Source organism: Paenibacillus sp. Soil724D2, from assembly GCF_001427935.1.
Lineage (GTDB): Bacteria > Bacillota > Bacilli > Paenibacillales > NBRC-103111 > Paenibacillus_E.
Genome location: NZ_LMRY01000009.1, coordinates 1 through 15,326, shown reverse-complemented (window position 1 = coordinate 15,326; position 15,326 = coordinate 1). Strand labels below are relative to the sequence as shown.

Annotated in this window: 14 protein-coding genes; 11 read left to right on the top strand and 3 right to left on the bottom strand. The window is 47.7% G+C overall.

The genetic code is table 11. The annotated features are described in order from the left end of the window. Window positions 1–49 precede the first annotated feature (49 nt). Together ASG85_RS10960 and ASG85_RS10955 are read left to right on the top strand one after the other, a co-directional pair. Window positions 50–925, top strand: a complete 876-nt coding sequence (locus ASG85_RS10960) for a LysR family transcriptional regulator (RefSeq protein ID WP_060646221.1) — start codon at window positions 50–52, stop codon at window positions 923–925. A 95-nt stretch (window positions 926–1,020) separates the two neighbouring features. Further along, on the top strand, window positions 1,021–2,109 hold the full coding sequence (locus ASG85_RS10955) for a TRM11 family SAM-dependent methyltransferase (protein ID WP_060646220.1): 1,089 nt from the start codon (window positions 1,021–1,023) through the stop codon (window positions 2,107–2,109). Window positions 2,110–2,111: 2 nt separating this feature from the next. On the opposite strand, the gene ASG85_RS10950 is transcribed toward ASG85_RS10955, so the two are convergent. Next, on the bottom strand, window positions 2,112–2,720 hold the full coding sequence (locus ASG85_RS10950) for a DUF3298 and DUF4163 domain-containing protein (protein WP_057304289.1): 609 nt from the start codon (window positions 2,718–2,720) through the stop codon (window positions 2,112–2,114). 722 nt (window positions 2,721–3,442) lie between these two features. On the opposite strand from ASG85_RS10950, the gene ASG85_RS37765 reads away from it, so the two are divergent. Next, window positions 3,443–3,622 carry a hypothetical protein gene (locus tag ASG85_RS37765; protein WP_156390059.1) on the top strand — a complete coding sequence of 60 codons (180 nt, stop codon included), beginning with the start codon at window positions 3,443–3,445 and terminating at the stop codon, window positions 3,620–3,622. Between the two features lie 40 nt (window positions 3,623–3,662). Here the strand turns inward: ASG85_RS37765 and ASG85_RS37760 are convergent, their stop codons facing one another. Then, complete coding sequence (locus ASG85_RS37760; RefSeq protein ID WP_156390057.1) at window positions 3,663–3,830, bottom strand: hypothetical protein; 168 nt, start codon at window positions 3,828–3,830, stop codon at window positions 3,663–3,665. Window positions 3,831–4,127: 297 nt separating this feature from the next. Between ASG85_RS37760 and ASG85_RS10945 the strand changes: the two genes are divergently transcribed. Then, entirely contained in the window at window positions 4,128–4,697 is a 570-nt protein-coding gene (locus tag ASG85_RS10945; protein WP_057304454.1) for a pyridoxamine 5'-phosphate oxidase family protein, read from the top strand. Window positions 4,698–4,709: 12 nt separating this feature from the next. Here the strand turns inward: ASG85_RS10945 and ASG85_RS10940 are convergent, their stop codons facing one another. Then, a complete protein-coding gene (locus ASG85_RS10940; RefSeq protein WP_060646219.1) occupies window positions 4,710–5,102 on the bottom strand; it encodes an acyl-CoA thioesterase in 393 nt (130 codons plus the stop codon). 199 nt (window positions 5,103–5,301) lie between these two features. Between ASG85_RS10940 and fumC the strand changes: the two genes are divergently transcribed. The 7 genes from fumC (at window position 5,302) to dgoD (ending at window position 14,902) form a co-directional block, all read left to right on the top strand. After that, window positions 5,302–6,693, top strand: coding sequence for a class II fumarate hydratase (fumC, locus tag ASG85_RS10935; RefSeq protein ID WP_057304452.1), 1,392 nt, complete (start codon window positions 5,302–5,304; stop codon window positions 6,691–6,693). Window positions 6,694–7,055: 362 nt separating this feature from the next. Beyond that, the gene (locus ASG85_RS10930; protein WP_057304451.1) at window positions 7,056–8,399 is read left to right on the top strand and encodes an ABC transporter substrate-binding protein; all 1,344 of its coding nucleotides are present in this window, start codon (window positions 7,056–7,058) and stop codon (window positions 8,397–8,399) included. Window positions 8,400–8,494: 95 nt separating this feature from the next. Further along, window positions 8,495–9,379, top strand: a complete 885-nt coding sequence (locus ASG85_RS10925) for a carbohydrate ABC transporter permease (RefSeq protein ID WP_057304450.1) — start codon at window positions 8,495–8,497, stop codon at window positions 9,377–9,379. Then, a complete protein-coding gene (locus ASG85_RS10920) occupies window positions 9,376–10,191 on the top strand; it encodes a carbohydrate ABC transporter permease (RefSeq protein ID WP_029196223.1) in 816 nt (271 codons plus the stop codon). The genes ASG85_RS10925 and ASG85_RS10920 overlap by 4 nt, the downstream gene beginning before the upstream one ends. Before the next feature lie 113 nt (window positions 10,192–10,304). Beyond that, window positions 10,305–12,059: a sensor histidine kinase gene (locus ASG85_RS10915; RefSeq protein ID WP_235550104.1), complete on the top strand. Its 1,755-nt coding sequence runs from the start codon at window positions 10,305–10,307 to the stop codon at window positions 12,057–12,059. Continuing rightward, the gene (locus ASG85_RS10910; RefSeq protein ID WP_060646217.1) at window positions 12,056–13,672 is read left to right on the top strand and encodes a response regulator; all 1,617 of its coding nucleotides are present in this window, start codon (window positions 12,056–12,058) and stop codon (window positions 13,670–13,672) included. Before ASG85_RS10915 ends, ASG85_RS10910 begins: the two co-directional genes overlap by 4 nt. 81 nt (window positions 13,673–13,753) lie before the next feature. Next, a complete protein-coding gene (gene dgoD / locus ASG85_RS10905; protein WP_060646216.1) occupies window positions 13,754–14,902 on the top strand; it encodes a galactonate dehydratase in 1,149 nt (382 codons plus the stop codon). The last annotated feature ends 424 nt before the right edge of the window (window positions 14,903–15,326 follow it).

Below are 15,326 nucleotides of genomic sequence, written 5' to 3'. Positions count from 1 at the left end.
ATAATCAATTACCATCATAGTTAATAACTATGATCGGAGGCATACCAAGATGGAGCATCGGTTATTGGAATACTTTTTAGCGGTATGCGAAGAACTTCACTTTACGAAGGCAGCGGAAAAGCTTGGCATCAGCCAACCTACACTTAGTCAACAGATTCGTCTGTTGGAGCATCGGGTAGGATCACCTCTTTTTCAGCGAATCGGAAAAAAGATTTACGTCACAGAAGCGGGAGAGATCCTTCATAAACACAGCAGGAACATGTTCCATGAGTTGAATCAAGCTCAGGCGGCCATTAATGAGATCCAAGGTATGCAGCGGGGACGGCTGCGTATTGGCTGCTCTGGTAATCATTTGCTCACCGCGACGATTATTGCTTTCCATGCCCTTTACCCGAAAATCGAGCTATCTGTAACAGAACTCGCTACCGAGGAGACGAAAGAGCGACTGCTGAGCAACCAGCTTGACATTGGTGTTGTTTTCCTGCCTGATGAAGATGAACAGTTTCATTACATCCCGTTGTACAAGGAACAGCTGCGGCTTGTTATTTCGGACAAGCATCCGCTTGCTCAGGCGAAAGCTATTCGTTTGGCGGATTTGGTCCAGCTTCCAGTCGCTATGCTCCAGAAAAAGTTTTATGTTCGGCAAATGATGGATGATTGCTGTGAGCAGTCTGGTTTTGTATGGAAGCCAGTGATAGAACTCTCGACTCTGGAGTCACTGCTTCAGATGGCTAAAAACAATGTAGAAGGCGGAGCTATATTGCCGAGGTCGTATGTGGACAGTATCCGTACCGGCGGCATTCGGAGCATCCCGATTATTGACCCGATTCCCCAGAAGGATGTCGGGATTGTGTATCGCAAGGATATGTTCCTATGTAAGACAACGGATATGTTTATGAAGCAGTTAATGCAGCAGTTTTTGTAGCTGTTTAGCGTTAGGTGCTGGGAAAACAGAAATTTAAAAAGCAAAACTGATTTAAACTGATTTAGGCATTTAACATGTAAAATGAGGGATGAAGCATGGAACATATATACGTATACGCCTGCCACGAAGACGAGCAGGCGCTGTGTCAGTTAGAGCTGCGCACCTTACTGGGCGCAGAGACAGTGCTTGCTGCGCGCTACGCGGTTAGCGCGCGTTGTGTGGAGCCGAGCCGCAGCCCGTTTCTAAAGCTGCGGCTGGACGTGTTGTTCGAGGCCGGCAGCTTGCCGGAGCTGGCCTCGTTGGTGGCAACGTTGACCGTGCAGGGGTCAACGTTCAAGGTTGCGTTCGCGGAGACAGACGCTGCGGTCAGCTCTGACCGCCAGCGCGAGGTCGCTCGCGAGATAGGCCGGCATCTTCACGGCAAAGCCGAAATGCGACGGCCAGAGCAATGGTTCGCCGTGACGGAGCTGGGAGGCCGATGGTTGTTCGGCCACTGCAGCTACGGCGAAGCCGTGTGGCTTCAGCATCAGCAGAAGCCACAGAACTACTCCACCGCCCTGAGTACGCGCGTAGCGCGGGCGGTGGTGAACATTGCCGTGCCCATTGTTGCGGGCACGAAGGCCATTGACCCGTGCTGCGGCATCGGCACGGTGCTGGTGGAGGCGATGTCGATGGGGATCGACATCGTGGGCTATGACATTAACCCGCTGGCGGTGCGCGGCGCGCGGGTGAATCTCGACCACTTCGGCATGCCGAACGTGGTGAGCATCGCGGATATGCGGACCCTAGGCTTGGTAGGCGAGGTGGTTTCGTCACCGACCAGCCTTGGACGCATAGGCGAGCAGGTGACTGAGTCACCGACCAGCCTTGGACGCATAGGCGAGCAGGTGACTGAGTCACGGACTAGCCTTGGACGCATAGGCGAGCAGGTGACTGAGTCACGGATCAGCCCGCTGGTCCGCTATGATGCGCTCATCCTAGACATGCCGTATAATCTCTGCTCGAAGCTGCCAGAGGACGAGCAGCTGCAAATGCTCCAAAGCGCCCGGCAATTAGCGAAACGCGCGGTTATCGTTACAACGGAGCAGATCGATCCGCTCATCGTGCTAGCAGGATTTCGCATTGCAGAGCGCTGCACCGTCAATAAAGGTAACTTCAGCAGACAAATTATCGTCTGCATATAGCACTAATAAAGCATTTTACCTAGCGGACCATCTTCAGCGATGATATCCTGGATGGCATACACAGAAATAGGAAAATACAAAAATCCGTAGACATAAGCGGCAAGCTCATACACTTGAAAATAAACGACCAAAGCCTTATCGGCAATATAAAAATCCTGATCTGGTCTAATACTGTTAAATTCAACCAACAAGGGAATATCCCGCGTTTTAAGCTCAGCCTTAATTATGGCACTAAGCTTGGCAACGTAATCGCTGCCGGGCTTAAATAGATCTTTGAGCGCATAGGCTTTGCCTGATTCCGTGTTGAAGGTCAGTGCATTTTGGATCGTTAGTCCATGGGCTCCGCCCGAAAAAGCATAATTCCATAAGGTTAAGCTAAGGATGCCGCGTTCATTCGTCTTAAGCTCATAATGGGCCGTCACGTCTGTCTGCGGATTTTGCGGATAGCCTTGCTCACGAAGCTGCTTATTAACTGCGTTAACAATCGCGGTGTTCATTGCAAGTTCTGCCGTGTAAGGCGTATGCTTCACAACAGCTGGGTACAGCAGGTTTAATTTATCACGAAGCACTTTGTACGTCTGTATACTAACGGGCTCATCTAATCCGTTCATTTTCATCATCCATCCATACGTTTTTGCTACAATTTATTCCGTAGGTGGGCGTTTGGTTCAATGTTCTCGGGAATGTTGGAGAATAAGAGTCTCCAAAGGCTCCTATTTCCGAAAAAAATACAACAAACACAAGAATAGAAGCCCCAAAAGACTTCTATTTCCCCCCATATACCCACCCAAATCCCCTTTTTTCGAAAATAAGAGTCTCGAAAGGCTACTATTTTGATCAAAGGGGATGAAAATAGAGAAATAGCAGTCTCTGGAGGCTCTTATTTCGCCGAAGGTGATACGGTGGAGTAAAAAAGTAGAAAAGCGGAGAAATTGGGTGGTACAAGAGGAAATGGAGAAGTAGAAGGATGGAGGGATGTAGCTGTACTAGAGAAGTGGAAAAGTAGTTGTGTGCAGAAATGTGTAGCTGCAGTGTGGGTTTAGAGAAGTAGAAGAGTGGAGCAATGGGTGGTACAAGAGGGGGTAGAGCTGTAGAGGATGGAGGGGTATAGCGGTATTAGTGAAGTTAAGAAATAGGGGTGCAGAAGTGAGTAGTTCAATGTAGAGAAGTAAAAGTGTGGAGGAATGAGCGGTATTGAGGAAGTAAGGAAGTAAGCAAGTAAAAGGCGGAAGAATGCAGCTGTACTAGAAAAGTGGAAAAGTAGTTATATGTGGAATTGAGTAGAGCATAATGAAGTAGAGCAGTGAAGTTTGGAAAAGGGGTGCTTAACGAGGTGGAGCAAAAAATGGGTTGTACAAATGTGGAAAATGGAGTAGCTAAAGCACTCATCTGGTCAAGGATTACAGCAGTATTCACTCAGCCTCATCAACCTAAAATCCCCAAAAAAGAGCTCTTCCTCGGTCTCATAGACCAGCAGGAAAAGCTCTTTTTGCAGTGCTTTATACTTATCTAACGATGTTAATTCTTAATCATCTAAAATGATTTGCAACGGATTACTCCTGTGAGGACGTTTCTTCATTAGCGCTGGAGTTTGTTGCTGTACCTTGAAGCAAGGAGTTTAATTCCTCCACTTTTTGTTTAGATTCGCTATCTTCCGCGTTGGCCTGTGCGGCATTAATGCCATGGCTCACCACATCATCACTGCTGTTGGTCGTTGACATTTGAAATCACCTCCTCTAAGTTTCAGTTGATTAGTAAGTATAAGTTAACGTTGAACTTAAACTTAAGGCATCAACCCTGATAAACGCACTCGTCCTAAAGGACAGCGTAAGCCGTTTATCTTTGACTAACTAAGTATGTCTCTATTTTCCAGTAAACATACAGGCAGTTTATTTGATATTAGAATGTAACCGCTATTAATCATAGGTAAAGACTATAAAGAATGTCTATTTTAACTATTTCACAAATATCGTAAGGGAGAGCATAATAGAAGAAAATGGAAAGGTGATGATTCGCGTATGGGGAAATCATTTGAAGCGCTGCTGCCGGAGCATGAAGCATTTATCGAGAAGCAGCACATCTTCTTTGTGGGATCGGCACCGCTATCGGCGGAAGGGCATGTTAATCTTTCTCCGAAGGGTCATGATGTGCTGCGTATTTTATCTGCGAATGAAGTGGCCTATTTGGACTTAACGGGGAGCGGGAATGAGACAAGCGCGCATCTGGAGGAGAATGGACGAATTACGTTGATGTTCACAGCCGTGGAAGGACCTCCGATGATACTGCGCCTGTATGGGAAGGGGCAAGTTGTTTTGCCAGGTACCCCAGAGTGGGAGAAACTGTCTCCGCGGTTTACGTTGCTGCCAGGAGCTCGGCAAATCATCGTCGTCCAAGTCCATGAGGTCAAAACATCATGCGGTTACAGTGTTCCCTTTTACACGTATGAAGGAGAGCGGAAAACCCTGCAGAATTGGGCGACGAAACAAGGCGAGCAAGGGTTGAATGACTATTGGCAAGCAAAAAACGTGACAAGCATGGACGGACTGCTGACGACACTCGGTCAAAAGTTATCCACAGACACTGTATAAGATCGCATTTTTTTAGTCAAAATGTTTCCGCAACGCCTCCGGCGCTTCTCGGCTTTTACGCGTCGCGCTATCCATCGTTACGCTGGTGACAAGGGCATCAGCACATAGCTCGCCTTGCTTGTTGAAAATCTCTTGCTTCAGCACATAGCTGGAGCGTCCCATTTTGTCAGGGCGGCAGGTGACCGTTAATTGATCTCCTTGTTTGCATTCTTTTTTATAATTGATGGTGATGTTCACGGTAACAGTTTGAATCCCCATCACGCCAAAGGTTTCATAGGATAGCTGGGACTGCTCATACCATTCCTCGCGCCCCCATTCTAGGTACTCCAAATATTTGGCATTATTGACGTGTCCATTCACATCAATTTCCGTTGATCTGACGATAATATCAAGTTTGGATTCCATGAAAATGAGCTCCTTCTTTTACACCTGGCATGGGCAGGTGTTTTTGTTCATTATAGCTCTCCTACGGGTGTGAAAACCAGTAAAAGGCTCATACTGCTCCATAATGTGGGCAAACTATGCCTTGCGTGTTTGGTGATGTCAGTAGATTGGTTAACTTATTTTATCTGTATATAAAGCTAGGTTCAGGAGGCGGTGCAAAATGGCGCAAGATTATCGCGTTGAAAAGGATACGATGGGTGAAATCAGAGTACCTGTGGATAAGTTATGGGGGGCTCAGACACAGCGCAGCTATGAGAATTTTAAGATTGGCACGGAACGGATGCCGGTGCGGTTGATTGGGGCTTTTGCTTTGTTGAAAAAGGCCGCCGCGCAGGTGAACCGCGAGCTAGCCGGGTTATCTCCAGAGAAGGCGGAGGCGATTGCGCAGGCTGCCGATGAAATCGTGGAGGGCCGCTGGAACGACGAGTTCCCGCTCGTCGTCTGGCAGACGGGCAGCGGGACGCAGTCAAACATGAACGTCAATGAGGTGATTGCTCATCGAGGCAGCGAATTGCTGGGGGATGGGGGGGAACGCATTCATCCCAACGATGATGTGAATCGTTCGCAAAGTTCGAACGATACGTTCCCCACCGCGATGCATGTCGCTGGCGTCATCGCGGTGGAGGAAGAGCTTTTGCCTGCGATGGAGCTTCTGCAGGCTACGCTCCAGAGCAAGATGACGGCCTTCGCCGACATCGTGAAGATCGGCCGCACCCACCTGCAGGACGCCACCCCGCTGACACTGGGGCAGGAGATCAGCGGCTGGTGGGCGATGCTGGAGCAGACGGCGCGCATGGTGCGCAGCAGCGTCGATACGATGCGCGAGCTGGCTATCGGCGGCACCGCCGTCGGCACAGGGCTGAACGCGCATCCCGAGTTCGGCGCGCGCGTCGCTGAAGCTTTGTCTCGCGAGACGGGCACGCGCTTCGTCTCGGCCGCGAACAAGTATCATGCGCTGACCAGCCATGATCAGATCGTTTACGCCCACGGCGCGCTGAAGGCGCTGGCGGCGAACTTGATGAAGATAGCCAACGATGTGCGGTGGCTATCGAGCGGTCCCCGCTGCGGGATCGGTGAAATCACGATCCCGGAGAACGAGCCCGGCAGCTCGATCATGCCGGGCAAGGTCAACCCCACGCAGAGCGAAGCGATGACGATGGTCGTTTGCCAGGTGATGGGCAACGATGCGGCCATCGGCTTCGCCGCCAGCCAGGGCAACTTCGAGCTGAACGTGTTCAAGCCCGTGATCATACACAACTTCCTGCAGTCCGTGCGGCTGCTGGCTGATAGTATGCGCTCGTTCAATGACAACTGTCTCGTTGGCATGGAGCCGAATCGCGAGGTCATTCAGCGCAATCTCGAGCAATCCCTTATGCTGGTTACAGCGCTCAATCCGTATATCGGGTATGAGAAAGCGGCCAGCATCGCGAAGCAAGCCCACAAAGAAGGGCTGACGCTGAAGGAGTCAGCGGTGCGCAGCGGCTACTTAACGGCTGAGCAGTTTGACAGCTACGTACGTCCGGAAGATATGGTGCATCCGAAGGCAACATGATGATGAGCTACGGGGGAGCGGAGGGAGTGTCTCCACCACAAAAGAGGTTGGGCCGCAGTTAAAGACTGCAGCTCAACCTCTTTTTGTGCAAGTCCCACCCGCACCCAACTGCAAAAAGTGCAGTAGGCTGCAGCAGATCTGATATTGTTCACAGGGTTTCAGCAATCTTCGAAATCGGCTTCCAATGTAGTTCACAGGTCCTAACCTGTCTATCGAAGACAGCTCCATCCTCCCCACCCACCTTTTCCCTTCACATGTAGTTATGCATGTTTAATTTTCGTTATATAACGGAATATAAGAATCAAGTACTCTTAGATATGTAAGCACATACATTTCAGATTACCTGGGAGGTCACATATCAGATGAAAAAATCATTGAAACAATGGGTCGGTGTTGGCACGACAGTTATTATGGCAGCAACGTTTGTTGCAGGATGCGGGAGCACGCCGGAGGCGGCGAAACAACCAGCAGCTTCAGCAGGAGCAACCGCAGCGAATGCAAAGCCTTTTGCAGGAAAGACGATCTCTTTAGTGGCAGCGAACCATCCTTGGGCTGAGGCGATTAAGCCTTTGCTTCCAGACTTCGAGAAGGAAACGGGCATCAAGGTCAACGTTGAGAGCTTCTTCGAGGATCAGCTGACACAAAAATTAACGGTACAATTTACATCCGGTTCTGCAACACCAGACGTTTTCATGTATCGTCCGCTTCAAGAGGGCAAATTATTCTATAAAAACGGTTGGCTTCAACCGCTCGATGATTACGCTCAAAAAGCAAAGAACTATGACTTTGCCGACTTTGCTAAATCCGCAGTTGGCTCCACAACGGTAGATGCGAAGCTAGCTGGTATTCCGATTATCACGGAACAAGAAATTTTGTACTACCGTAAAGATTTGCTGCAAAAAGCCGGCATTGCGGTACCTAAAACATTAGATGAACTGCAAGCTGCGGTGAAGAAGCTGCATGATCCTAAAAGCGAGATGTACGGCTTTGTGGCAAGGGGCCAACGTTCACCGCTAGTTACGCAAGTATCTTCCTACCTATATTCAGAAGGTGCTGACTTCACGAATGGCGATAAAGCGACGATTAACACGCCAGAAGCGATTAAAGCATTTACAACGTACGGCACGCTTCTTAAAGATTATGCGCCTCCAGGCGTACTTAATATGTCTTGGCCGCAAGCTTTCGGTATTTTCGCTCAAGGGAAAGTTGCTTTCCTAACGGATGCAAACTCACTGTACCAAAATGCGATAGATCCAGCGAAGTCCCAAGTCGCCGATAAAGTTGGTTTTGCCGTTATGCCAGGTGGTAAAGCTGGTTCTAAGCCTTATAGTATTACATCTTGGGGTCTAGCGATGAATGCCAAATCAGGTAACAAAGATGCGACTTGGGCATTCATTGAATGGGCAACAAGCAAAGATATCGTGCTGAAAACGCAGCAAAAAGGGAACCCAGGCGCCCGTACATCGGTTTGGGATAAACCAGAAGGTACGACAGGCTTCCCAGCTGATCTTGTTCCTATCATTAAAGAAAGCTCCAAAAACGGTGTTGACCACGACCGTCCGACGGTAATTAGTGTAGGTGAAGCTCGTGATGCCGTTGGTGAAATCGTACAAAAATTAATGACCGGTGAAACGAACATTCAGCCGGTAGCAGACAAAGCGAATGCAGCTTTGCAAGCGATTATGGATAAAGATAAAACGAAATAAATACAGCGTGAAAGCAATAAATGAGGGTCATCTCAAGTGGCCCTCTTCACCCTTTGCATAAGGGTACAATTTCATCAGGAAGGGTGAATGAAGTCATGCAATACAGTTGGTTTAACCGCAATCTCAAATGGATTTATACGCTTCCGGCGGTCATCTTCGTCTTGTTGATGATGTTGTTTCCAATCATCTATACATTCCGAATTAGCTTCTATGAGTGGAGCATGTCCGCAACAACTCCGCCACTCTTTGTAGGGTTGTCAAATTATATCGCCTTATTCAAAGATGAGCGCTTTTGGCATGCAACAGGTTCAACGTTCTATTTCACGATCATGGCCCTTGGGCTTGAAATTATCCTGGGGATCGCGATTGCCTTGCTGCTGTCTAGGGAATTCAAAGGCAAAAACCTCGTAAAAACGGTATTCTTGCTGCCCATGGTAGCAACACCGGTAGCTATGGGCTTGGTGTGGATGCTCATCTATGAGCCGACAATCGGGATAGCCAATATGATGCTCAAATCGATGGGATTAAAGCCTTTACTATGGCTAGCTTCACCTAATCAGGTTATACCTTCCCTTGTTATTGTAGATGTCTGGCAATGGACACCGATGATTGCTCTCATTATTATGGCAGGCTTAGCTACACTGCCAACGGATCCTTATGAGGCGGCAGATGTGGACGGAGCAACGGCATGGAGAAAATTCGTTTCCATAACGCTGCCCTTGCTGAAACCTACGATCATTGTAGCGGCGATGCTGCGCTTAATCGATGTGCTCAAAACGTTCGATATTATTTATGCGACAACACAAGGCGGACCGAATTTTGCTTCAGAGACATTGAACTTGTATGGCTATGTGCTCGGTTTCCAATACTTTAAGCTGGGTATGGCTTCATCGTTACTTGTAATCTTCTTTGCTCTGGTGATGGGACTAACTTTATTTATGATATGGATGCGCAAACGATTGGAGGGAACCTCATCATGAAGCCAAAGAAGGGCTTAAAATTTATACTAACGCTGCTAACGTTCCTAGTCCTAATCGCCTTTGGTTTTCCATTTATCTGGATGTTATTGGCTTCTTTTAAGACACAATCACAGATTTTATCGACGGGCAATATCTTCTTTTTCAAACCGACTTTTCATAACTATGTCAGTGTATTCAAAGAGTACAATTTCCTGAAGTTTATTTGGAATAGTTTCCTTGTTGCAGCTGGTTCAACGCTTTTATCTCTCATTCTAGGTCTTCCTGCAGCATATGCCATTGCAAGACATCACCTTCACAAGCTGGGGCTTCTCATCTTAGTTGCGAGAATTATTCCGGGAATCACATTCTTGATTCCTTGGTTCATCCTGTTCTCCAAGATCCATTTGGTGGACACGTATACAGCGTTAATTCTTAGTCATATGCTCGTTGGATTACCGTTTATTATTTGGATTATGATCTCCTTTTTTGAGGCGCTTCCTACGGAAATTGAAGAATCTGGTCTTATCGATGGATGTACGCATCATCAAGTGTTTCTACGCATTATTTTGCCTATCTCAGGACCAGGTGTCATCACTGCATCGCTGCTTTCCTTCATATTTTCGTGGAACAATTTTATGTTCTCCGTTATTTTGGCAGGGGACAAAACAAAAACATTGCCGATCGCTGTGTTTAACTTTATGTCCTATTCCGAAATCAACTGGGGTGCGCTGATGGCTGCGGCCTGCATCATTACACTTCCAGTTCTGATCATTGCTTTAGTGTCCCAACGCTACGTGGTAAGCGGACTTTCTGCTGGTGCAGTTAAAGGCTAATAACGAAGACATAACAATAAGAGGGTAGTCGTCGCCTTTTCTTTGGATGACTTCTCTCGTATAGTTAACTCTAAGTTAGAAAGCTTAGCAGAAGCATGGAAGGTGAACCCAGCGTGCCGTATAAACTTAATATTTTCAGCAAAATTCTCATCCTATTGGTCCTACTTCTTATCCCAATCGTGCTGCTCTACAGCTATACGAATCGGATAACGAATAACGTTGTTCAAGACCAGATTCAGTCATCGAATTTAAATCAACTGTCTTTCTTCATGCACCAACTGGATGTGGACGTGGAGCGATTAGCAATGTCACCGGTCATTCTCGGCAGCGATCCTTACATAAGGGAGTTTATCGACAGGAATGAGTCGCCCGATTATGACATGCTGAAAGAACAGTCACGTATTATACAAAAGCTTAGCCTCCAAAGTGTCTCCAGCGGATGGGTGAATGAACTTACTATTGCCATTCCACATGGGAAGCAAGTGTTATCTTCCAGTATTTTTGTGAATGGGACGGATGCTTGGCCTTGGGACAGCCCAATTAAGCGAACCTGGACGTATGAGGAACGCAAGGGTGACAATGGGATAGGGTCGTTCGTTAGGGAAATCAGTGAGCCGATTCGTGCCCAAATTGCCAGTCAAGCTAATGTGCTGTATCAAGTAAGGTTCAGCGTGCAGAATATGATTCAATTGTTGGATGTGTACAAACAAGATAAACGAAGCGATCCTTTTTTAATTGATGGACAGAATAGGGCGATTTTCAACAGCTCATCTAATCCGTCGATTACGCATACGATCCATGAAAGATTGGCTGGTCAAGGCTTACCGCTTACCGGCCAAGTTCAATTTGATATCGCGAATCAGCAATATTTGATCAGCATTGTCAAATCGGAACAGTTGGATTGGTACTTGGTTGATTATGTACCTGTACAGAAGATACTTTCTCCTATTACGATGACGCGTAAATTGTTTTACGTTTCTATTGCTCTGCTGCTTGTGATGAGTATTCTGGCTTCTTTCTTGCTGTATCGCAACGTGCAAATCCCGATTGGCAAGATGATTCAAAGTGTACAGCAAGTGAAACGAGGCGATTTATCGGCTCGGATCGCGTATAAAGCCAAAAATGAATTTGATTTTCTCATCCAGCGATTTAATGAGATGGCCGAGCAAATTCAAGTGCTTGTAGAGGATGTTTATGCGGAGAAAATACGTTCACGTGAAGCGACTCTGAAGCAGCTGCAATCGCAGATTCACCCGCATTTTCTGTATAATTCCTTGTTCTTCATTATCAATTCAGCAGAGATGGAAGACAAAGAATCGGTCGTAGCGATGTCGCAAAATTTAGCTGAGTTTTACCGTTACACCACTAGAGTGGAAAAACAAAGCGTACGGTTGCGAGAAGAGCTGGATTTGGTAGGCCATTATTTAACGATTCAGAATCTCCGTATACACCGGTTAAAATATGAGATATCTGTGCCGGAAGAGATGCTCAGCGAATGGGTTCCCCGACTTATCTTACAGCCGTTAGTAGAGAATGCCATTGTCCATGGGATTGAGCGCAGCGCAGAAGGTGATCGAATTACGATTACCGGTGAGCAAAAAGACGGCTGGAACCGACTGATTGTTGAAGATAACGGCGGAGGGTTGGATGAAGTGGGATTAGATAAGCTGCTAAAACAGCTAGAGGCTCCAATGTCCGATGAGATTGGCTGTGGAACATGGAATGTCCACCACCGTTTGTATTATCAATTCGGGGAAGGCTCCGGACTTACTTTTGAGCGATTAACTAACGGCGGTTTAAGGGCAGTGCTGACTTGGAAACATAATTCGCAGGAGAGTGATCTAGCCACAGAGGTGATGAAACGATGATTCAACTGTTGATTGTCGATGACGAAGCGCATGTCGTGGATCGGCTTCAGTCTACGATTGACTGGGCATCTATCGGGATTGAACAGGTTTTTAAGGCTTATTCCGGTAAAGAAGCGCTGGAGCTGCTCGAGCAAATGTCGATTGATATCGTGATTACGGACATTCAGATGCCAGGGATCTCCGGCTTGCAATTAATTGCCGAGATCAACCGTCGTTGGGCGAAGACCAAGTGTATTCTTTTGTCCGGGTACTCCGATTTCAACTATGCCAAAGAAGCGATTCTACAGGGCTCGGAGGATTATTTGCTGAAGCCTGTCACTGAACAGGCTCTACTGGCTACTGTCAGCCGTGTGATGGAGAAGCTGCAGAAGGAATGGGAGGCCGTCATCTCTACGCAGCGTCTTACGTATACATTCAAGGAAAACCTCCCTTTACTTCGGGGGAACTTATTAAATGATTTACTTCAAGGGCACAAAATATCGGAGCAGTCACTTCGAGAAAAAATGCAGATTCTGGAGCTCCCTGATTATCATGAGCATGCATGCGTATTGATGATGGTTCGGTTGGAATCGAATTTCCTGGAATATGATACTGGTCATTTATCGTTAATGGAATATGCGATTAGCAATATGGCCCACGAACTATTTTCTGAAAAATTCGATAGTTGGCATACGAAGGATGCTCACGATTATTTGGTATTTGTGATGAAGCATAAGCAGGAAACACCTGACAAGGAAGATGCTGCATGGCTGGAACGTACGGCTTCTGTACTTCAATCGGCCGTAAAGAATTATTTGAAAGGCAAGATATCCATCCTCCTGAGCAGTTGGGGCGAGTTCCCGGTCGAAATCAATGCGCTCTATAATAGCTCGCTTAGTGCCTTTCGCAAACGCATCGGGAGTGAGCACGAGCTGTTCATGCGGCTGGGTGATGAATCTGTTCAGGCCGAACTGTCAGCCCTGCAAAGGCTATATGAACCGCCAACGCTCAATCATTTGCTGGAAGCAGCAAGATGGGAAGATACGGAGGAGAAGCTGTCTCAGATTTTTGATGAAATGGAAGTCAGATTTTCCGAATCTCAGGAACATCTATTAGAGGTTTATTTCTCGATCGCATCCGCTTTTGCTTATATTGCACATAAGAATGGCCGGCAGCTGCATCAGCTCATTGGCGGTGATTACGACCGGATGATGGAAGGTATACCGTTTCGTACGGTGAACCAGCTGCGCGAATGGTCGATCCGTTCTTTGAGGCGCATGAAGGAAGATATGGATCAAGAAAGGCAAGATAGCCGTGCAACGCTGATCAAGGATATCAGGTCTTTCATCGATCAGCATCTAGCTAGCGACGTCTCCTTACAATCGATTGCCGAGCATGTGTACATGCATCCGGTTTATGTATCGAAGATCTACAAACTTGAAACGGGTGAAAATTTAAGCGACTACGTCAATCATGCACGGATGGATAAAGCCGCTTATCTGCTGAAGAATGGTCAGGATAAGATTTATGAAATCGCGACACAGCTTGGCTATCAACGCCCGCATTCCTTTAACCATGCGTTCAAGAAGCATTATGGCATGACTCCACAAGAGTACCGAGATCAATATTCGTAGAGAACAAATTAACCGCTGACGGGTGAGAGGAGTTTGGTCTTGCCCAGCGAATTCAACATGGGATAGAGGAGGACGATGATCATGAAAATTACGAAATTGGAACTGTTTAAGGTGCCGCCAAGATGGTTATTTCTGAAAATCGAAACGGATGAAGGCATTACGGGTTGGGGAGAGCCCGTTGTAGAGGGCAAGGCGGATACCGTTGCAGCGGCGGTGATGGAAATGAGCGACCATATCATTGGCAAGGATCCGATGCGGATCGAGGATATGTTCCAAGTGCTGTACCGCGGCGGCTTCTACCGCGGAGGACCGATCTTAACCAGCGCAATCTCAGGCATTGAGCAAGCGCTCTGGGACATTAAGGGCAAATTCTACAATGCGCCCGTCTATGATCTGCTTGGCGGCGCTTGCCGCGACAAGACGCGTGTCTATTCGTGGATCGGCGGGGACCGCCCGAGCGACGTAGGTCAAGCGGCCAAACAGCAGGTCGCAGCTGGATTTACGGCAGTGAAAATGAACGCTACGGAGGAAATGCACTACATCGACTCCATCAGCAAAGTTGATGAAGCTATTGCGCGCATTGCCGCGGTACGCGAAGCCGTCGGCAAAGACGTTGGCATCGGCATCGATTTCCACGGCCGCGTTCACAAGTCGATGGCCAAAATCATCGTCAAGGAATTAGAGCAGTACCGGCCTATGTTCATTGAAGAGCCTGTTTTGCCCGAGAATAATGAAGCGCTTAAAGAGATCGCTCGCTACACCTCGTGTCCGATTGCGACTGGTGAGCGGATGTATACGCGCTGGGGCTTCAAAGAGCTGCTTGCCCAAGGCATCGTGGACATTATCCAACCCGATCTTTCCCATGCCGGAGGCATCTTGGAAACACGCAAAATTGCCGCGATGGCGGAAGCTTACGATATTGCAATTGCACCGCACTGTCCGTTAGGCCCTATCGCTTTGGCAGCATGCTTACAGCTGGATACGTGCTCTCCGAATGCCTTCATTCAGGAGCAGAGTCTCGGCATTCACTACAATCAAGGCAGTGATTTGCTCGATTATTTGAAAGATCCTTCTGTGTTTAAGTATGAAGAAGGCTTCGTAGCCAATCTAACTGCGCCTGGTCTTGGCATCGAGATCAATGAAGATAAAGTAAGAGAGATGGCTGCAATTGGTCATAATTGGAAAAATCCAGTCTGGCGTCAAGCCGATGGTACCGTAGCCGAGTGGTAAATGAAATAGCAGGAAAGAGCAAGAAAGAGCATGAAAGAGCAAAAAAGAGCAAGAAAGAGCAAGGAAGAGCAAAAAAGAGCCTCAATTCCATGGAAATGGAGTTGAGGCTCTTCTTGTTTTTGTGTAGGAATTTAGCAGTTTGAGGATATGGTGCTTAATCTGCATGGACGAGCGGGATGATCTGCCTGAGAAGTCGATTTCCGACTTCTCGGACTCAGTTAGCGTGCTTCGGCTCGCATAGCTCTGGCTGTAAGCGCGGTTTTCGCGCTWATTTGCTCTGGCGCTCCAGATTAAGCGCGTTTTCCGCGCTTAATCTGCTTTGATGCRCGAGATGATCTGCCTGAGAAGTCGATTTCCGACTTCTCGGACTCAGTTAGCGTGCTTCGGCTCGCATAGCTCTGGCWRTAAGCGCGGTTTTCGCGCT

Bases quoted from the DNA above. Each gene is read 5' to 3' on its own strand.
- ASG85_RS10955 (WP_060646220.1), top strand. From the start codon at position 1,021: ATGGAACATATATACGTATACGCCTGCCACGAAGACGAGCAGGCGCTG.
- ASG85_RS10940 (WP_060646219.1), bottom strand. From the start codon at position 5,102: ATGGAATCCAAACTTGATATTATCGTCAGATCAACGGAAATTGATGTG.
- ASG85_RS37760 (WP_156390057.1), bottom strand. From the start codon at position 3,830: ATGTCAACGACCAACAGCAGTGATGATGTGGTGAGCCATGGCATTAAT.
- ASG85_RS10930 (WP_057304451.1), top strand. From the start codon at position 7,056: ATGAAAAAATCATTGAAACAATGGGTCGGTGTTGGCACGACAGTTATT.
- ASG85_RS10910 (WP_060646217.1), top strand. From the start codon at position 12,056: ATGATTCAACTGTTGATTGTCGATGACGAAGCGCATGTCGTGGATCGG.
- dgoD (WP_060646216.1), top strand. From the start codon at position 13,754: ATGAAAATTACGAAATTGGAACTGTTTAAGGTGCCGCCAAGATGGTTA.
- ASG85_RS10960 (WP_060646221.1), top strand. From the start codon at position 50: ATGGAGCATCGGTTATTGGAATACTTTTTAGCGGTATGCGAAGAACTT.
- ASG85_RS10945 (WP_057304454.1), top strand. From the start codon at position 4,128: ATGGGGAAATCATTTGAAGCGCTGCTGCCGGAGCATGAAGCATTTATC.
- fumC (WP_057304452.1), top strand. From the start codon at position 5,302: ATGGCGCAAGATTATCGCGTTGAAAAGGATACGATGGGTGAAATCAGA.
- ASG85_RS10950 (WP_057304289.1), bottom strand. From the start codon at position 2,720: ATGAACGGATTAGATGAGCCCGTTAGTATACAGACGTACAAAGTGCTT.
- ASG85_RS10925 (WP_057304450.1), top strand. From the start codon at position 8,495: ATGCAATACAGTTGGTTTAACCGCAATCTCAAATGGATTTATACGCTT.
- ASG85_RS10920 (WP_029196223.1), top strand. From the start codon at position 9,376: ATGAAGCCAAAGAAGGGCTTAAAATTTATACTAACGCTGCTAACGTTC.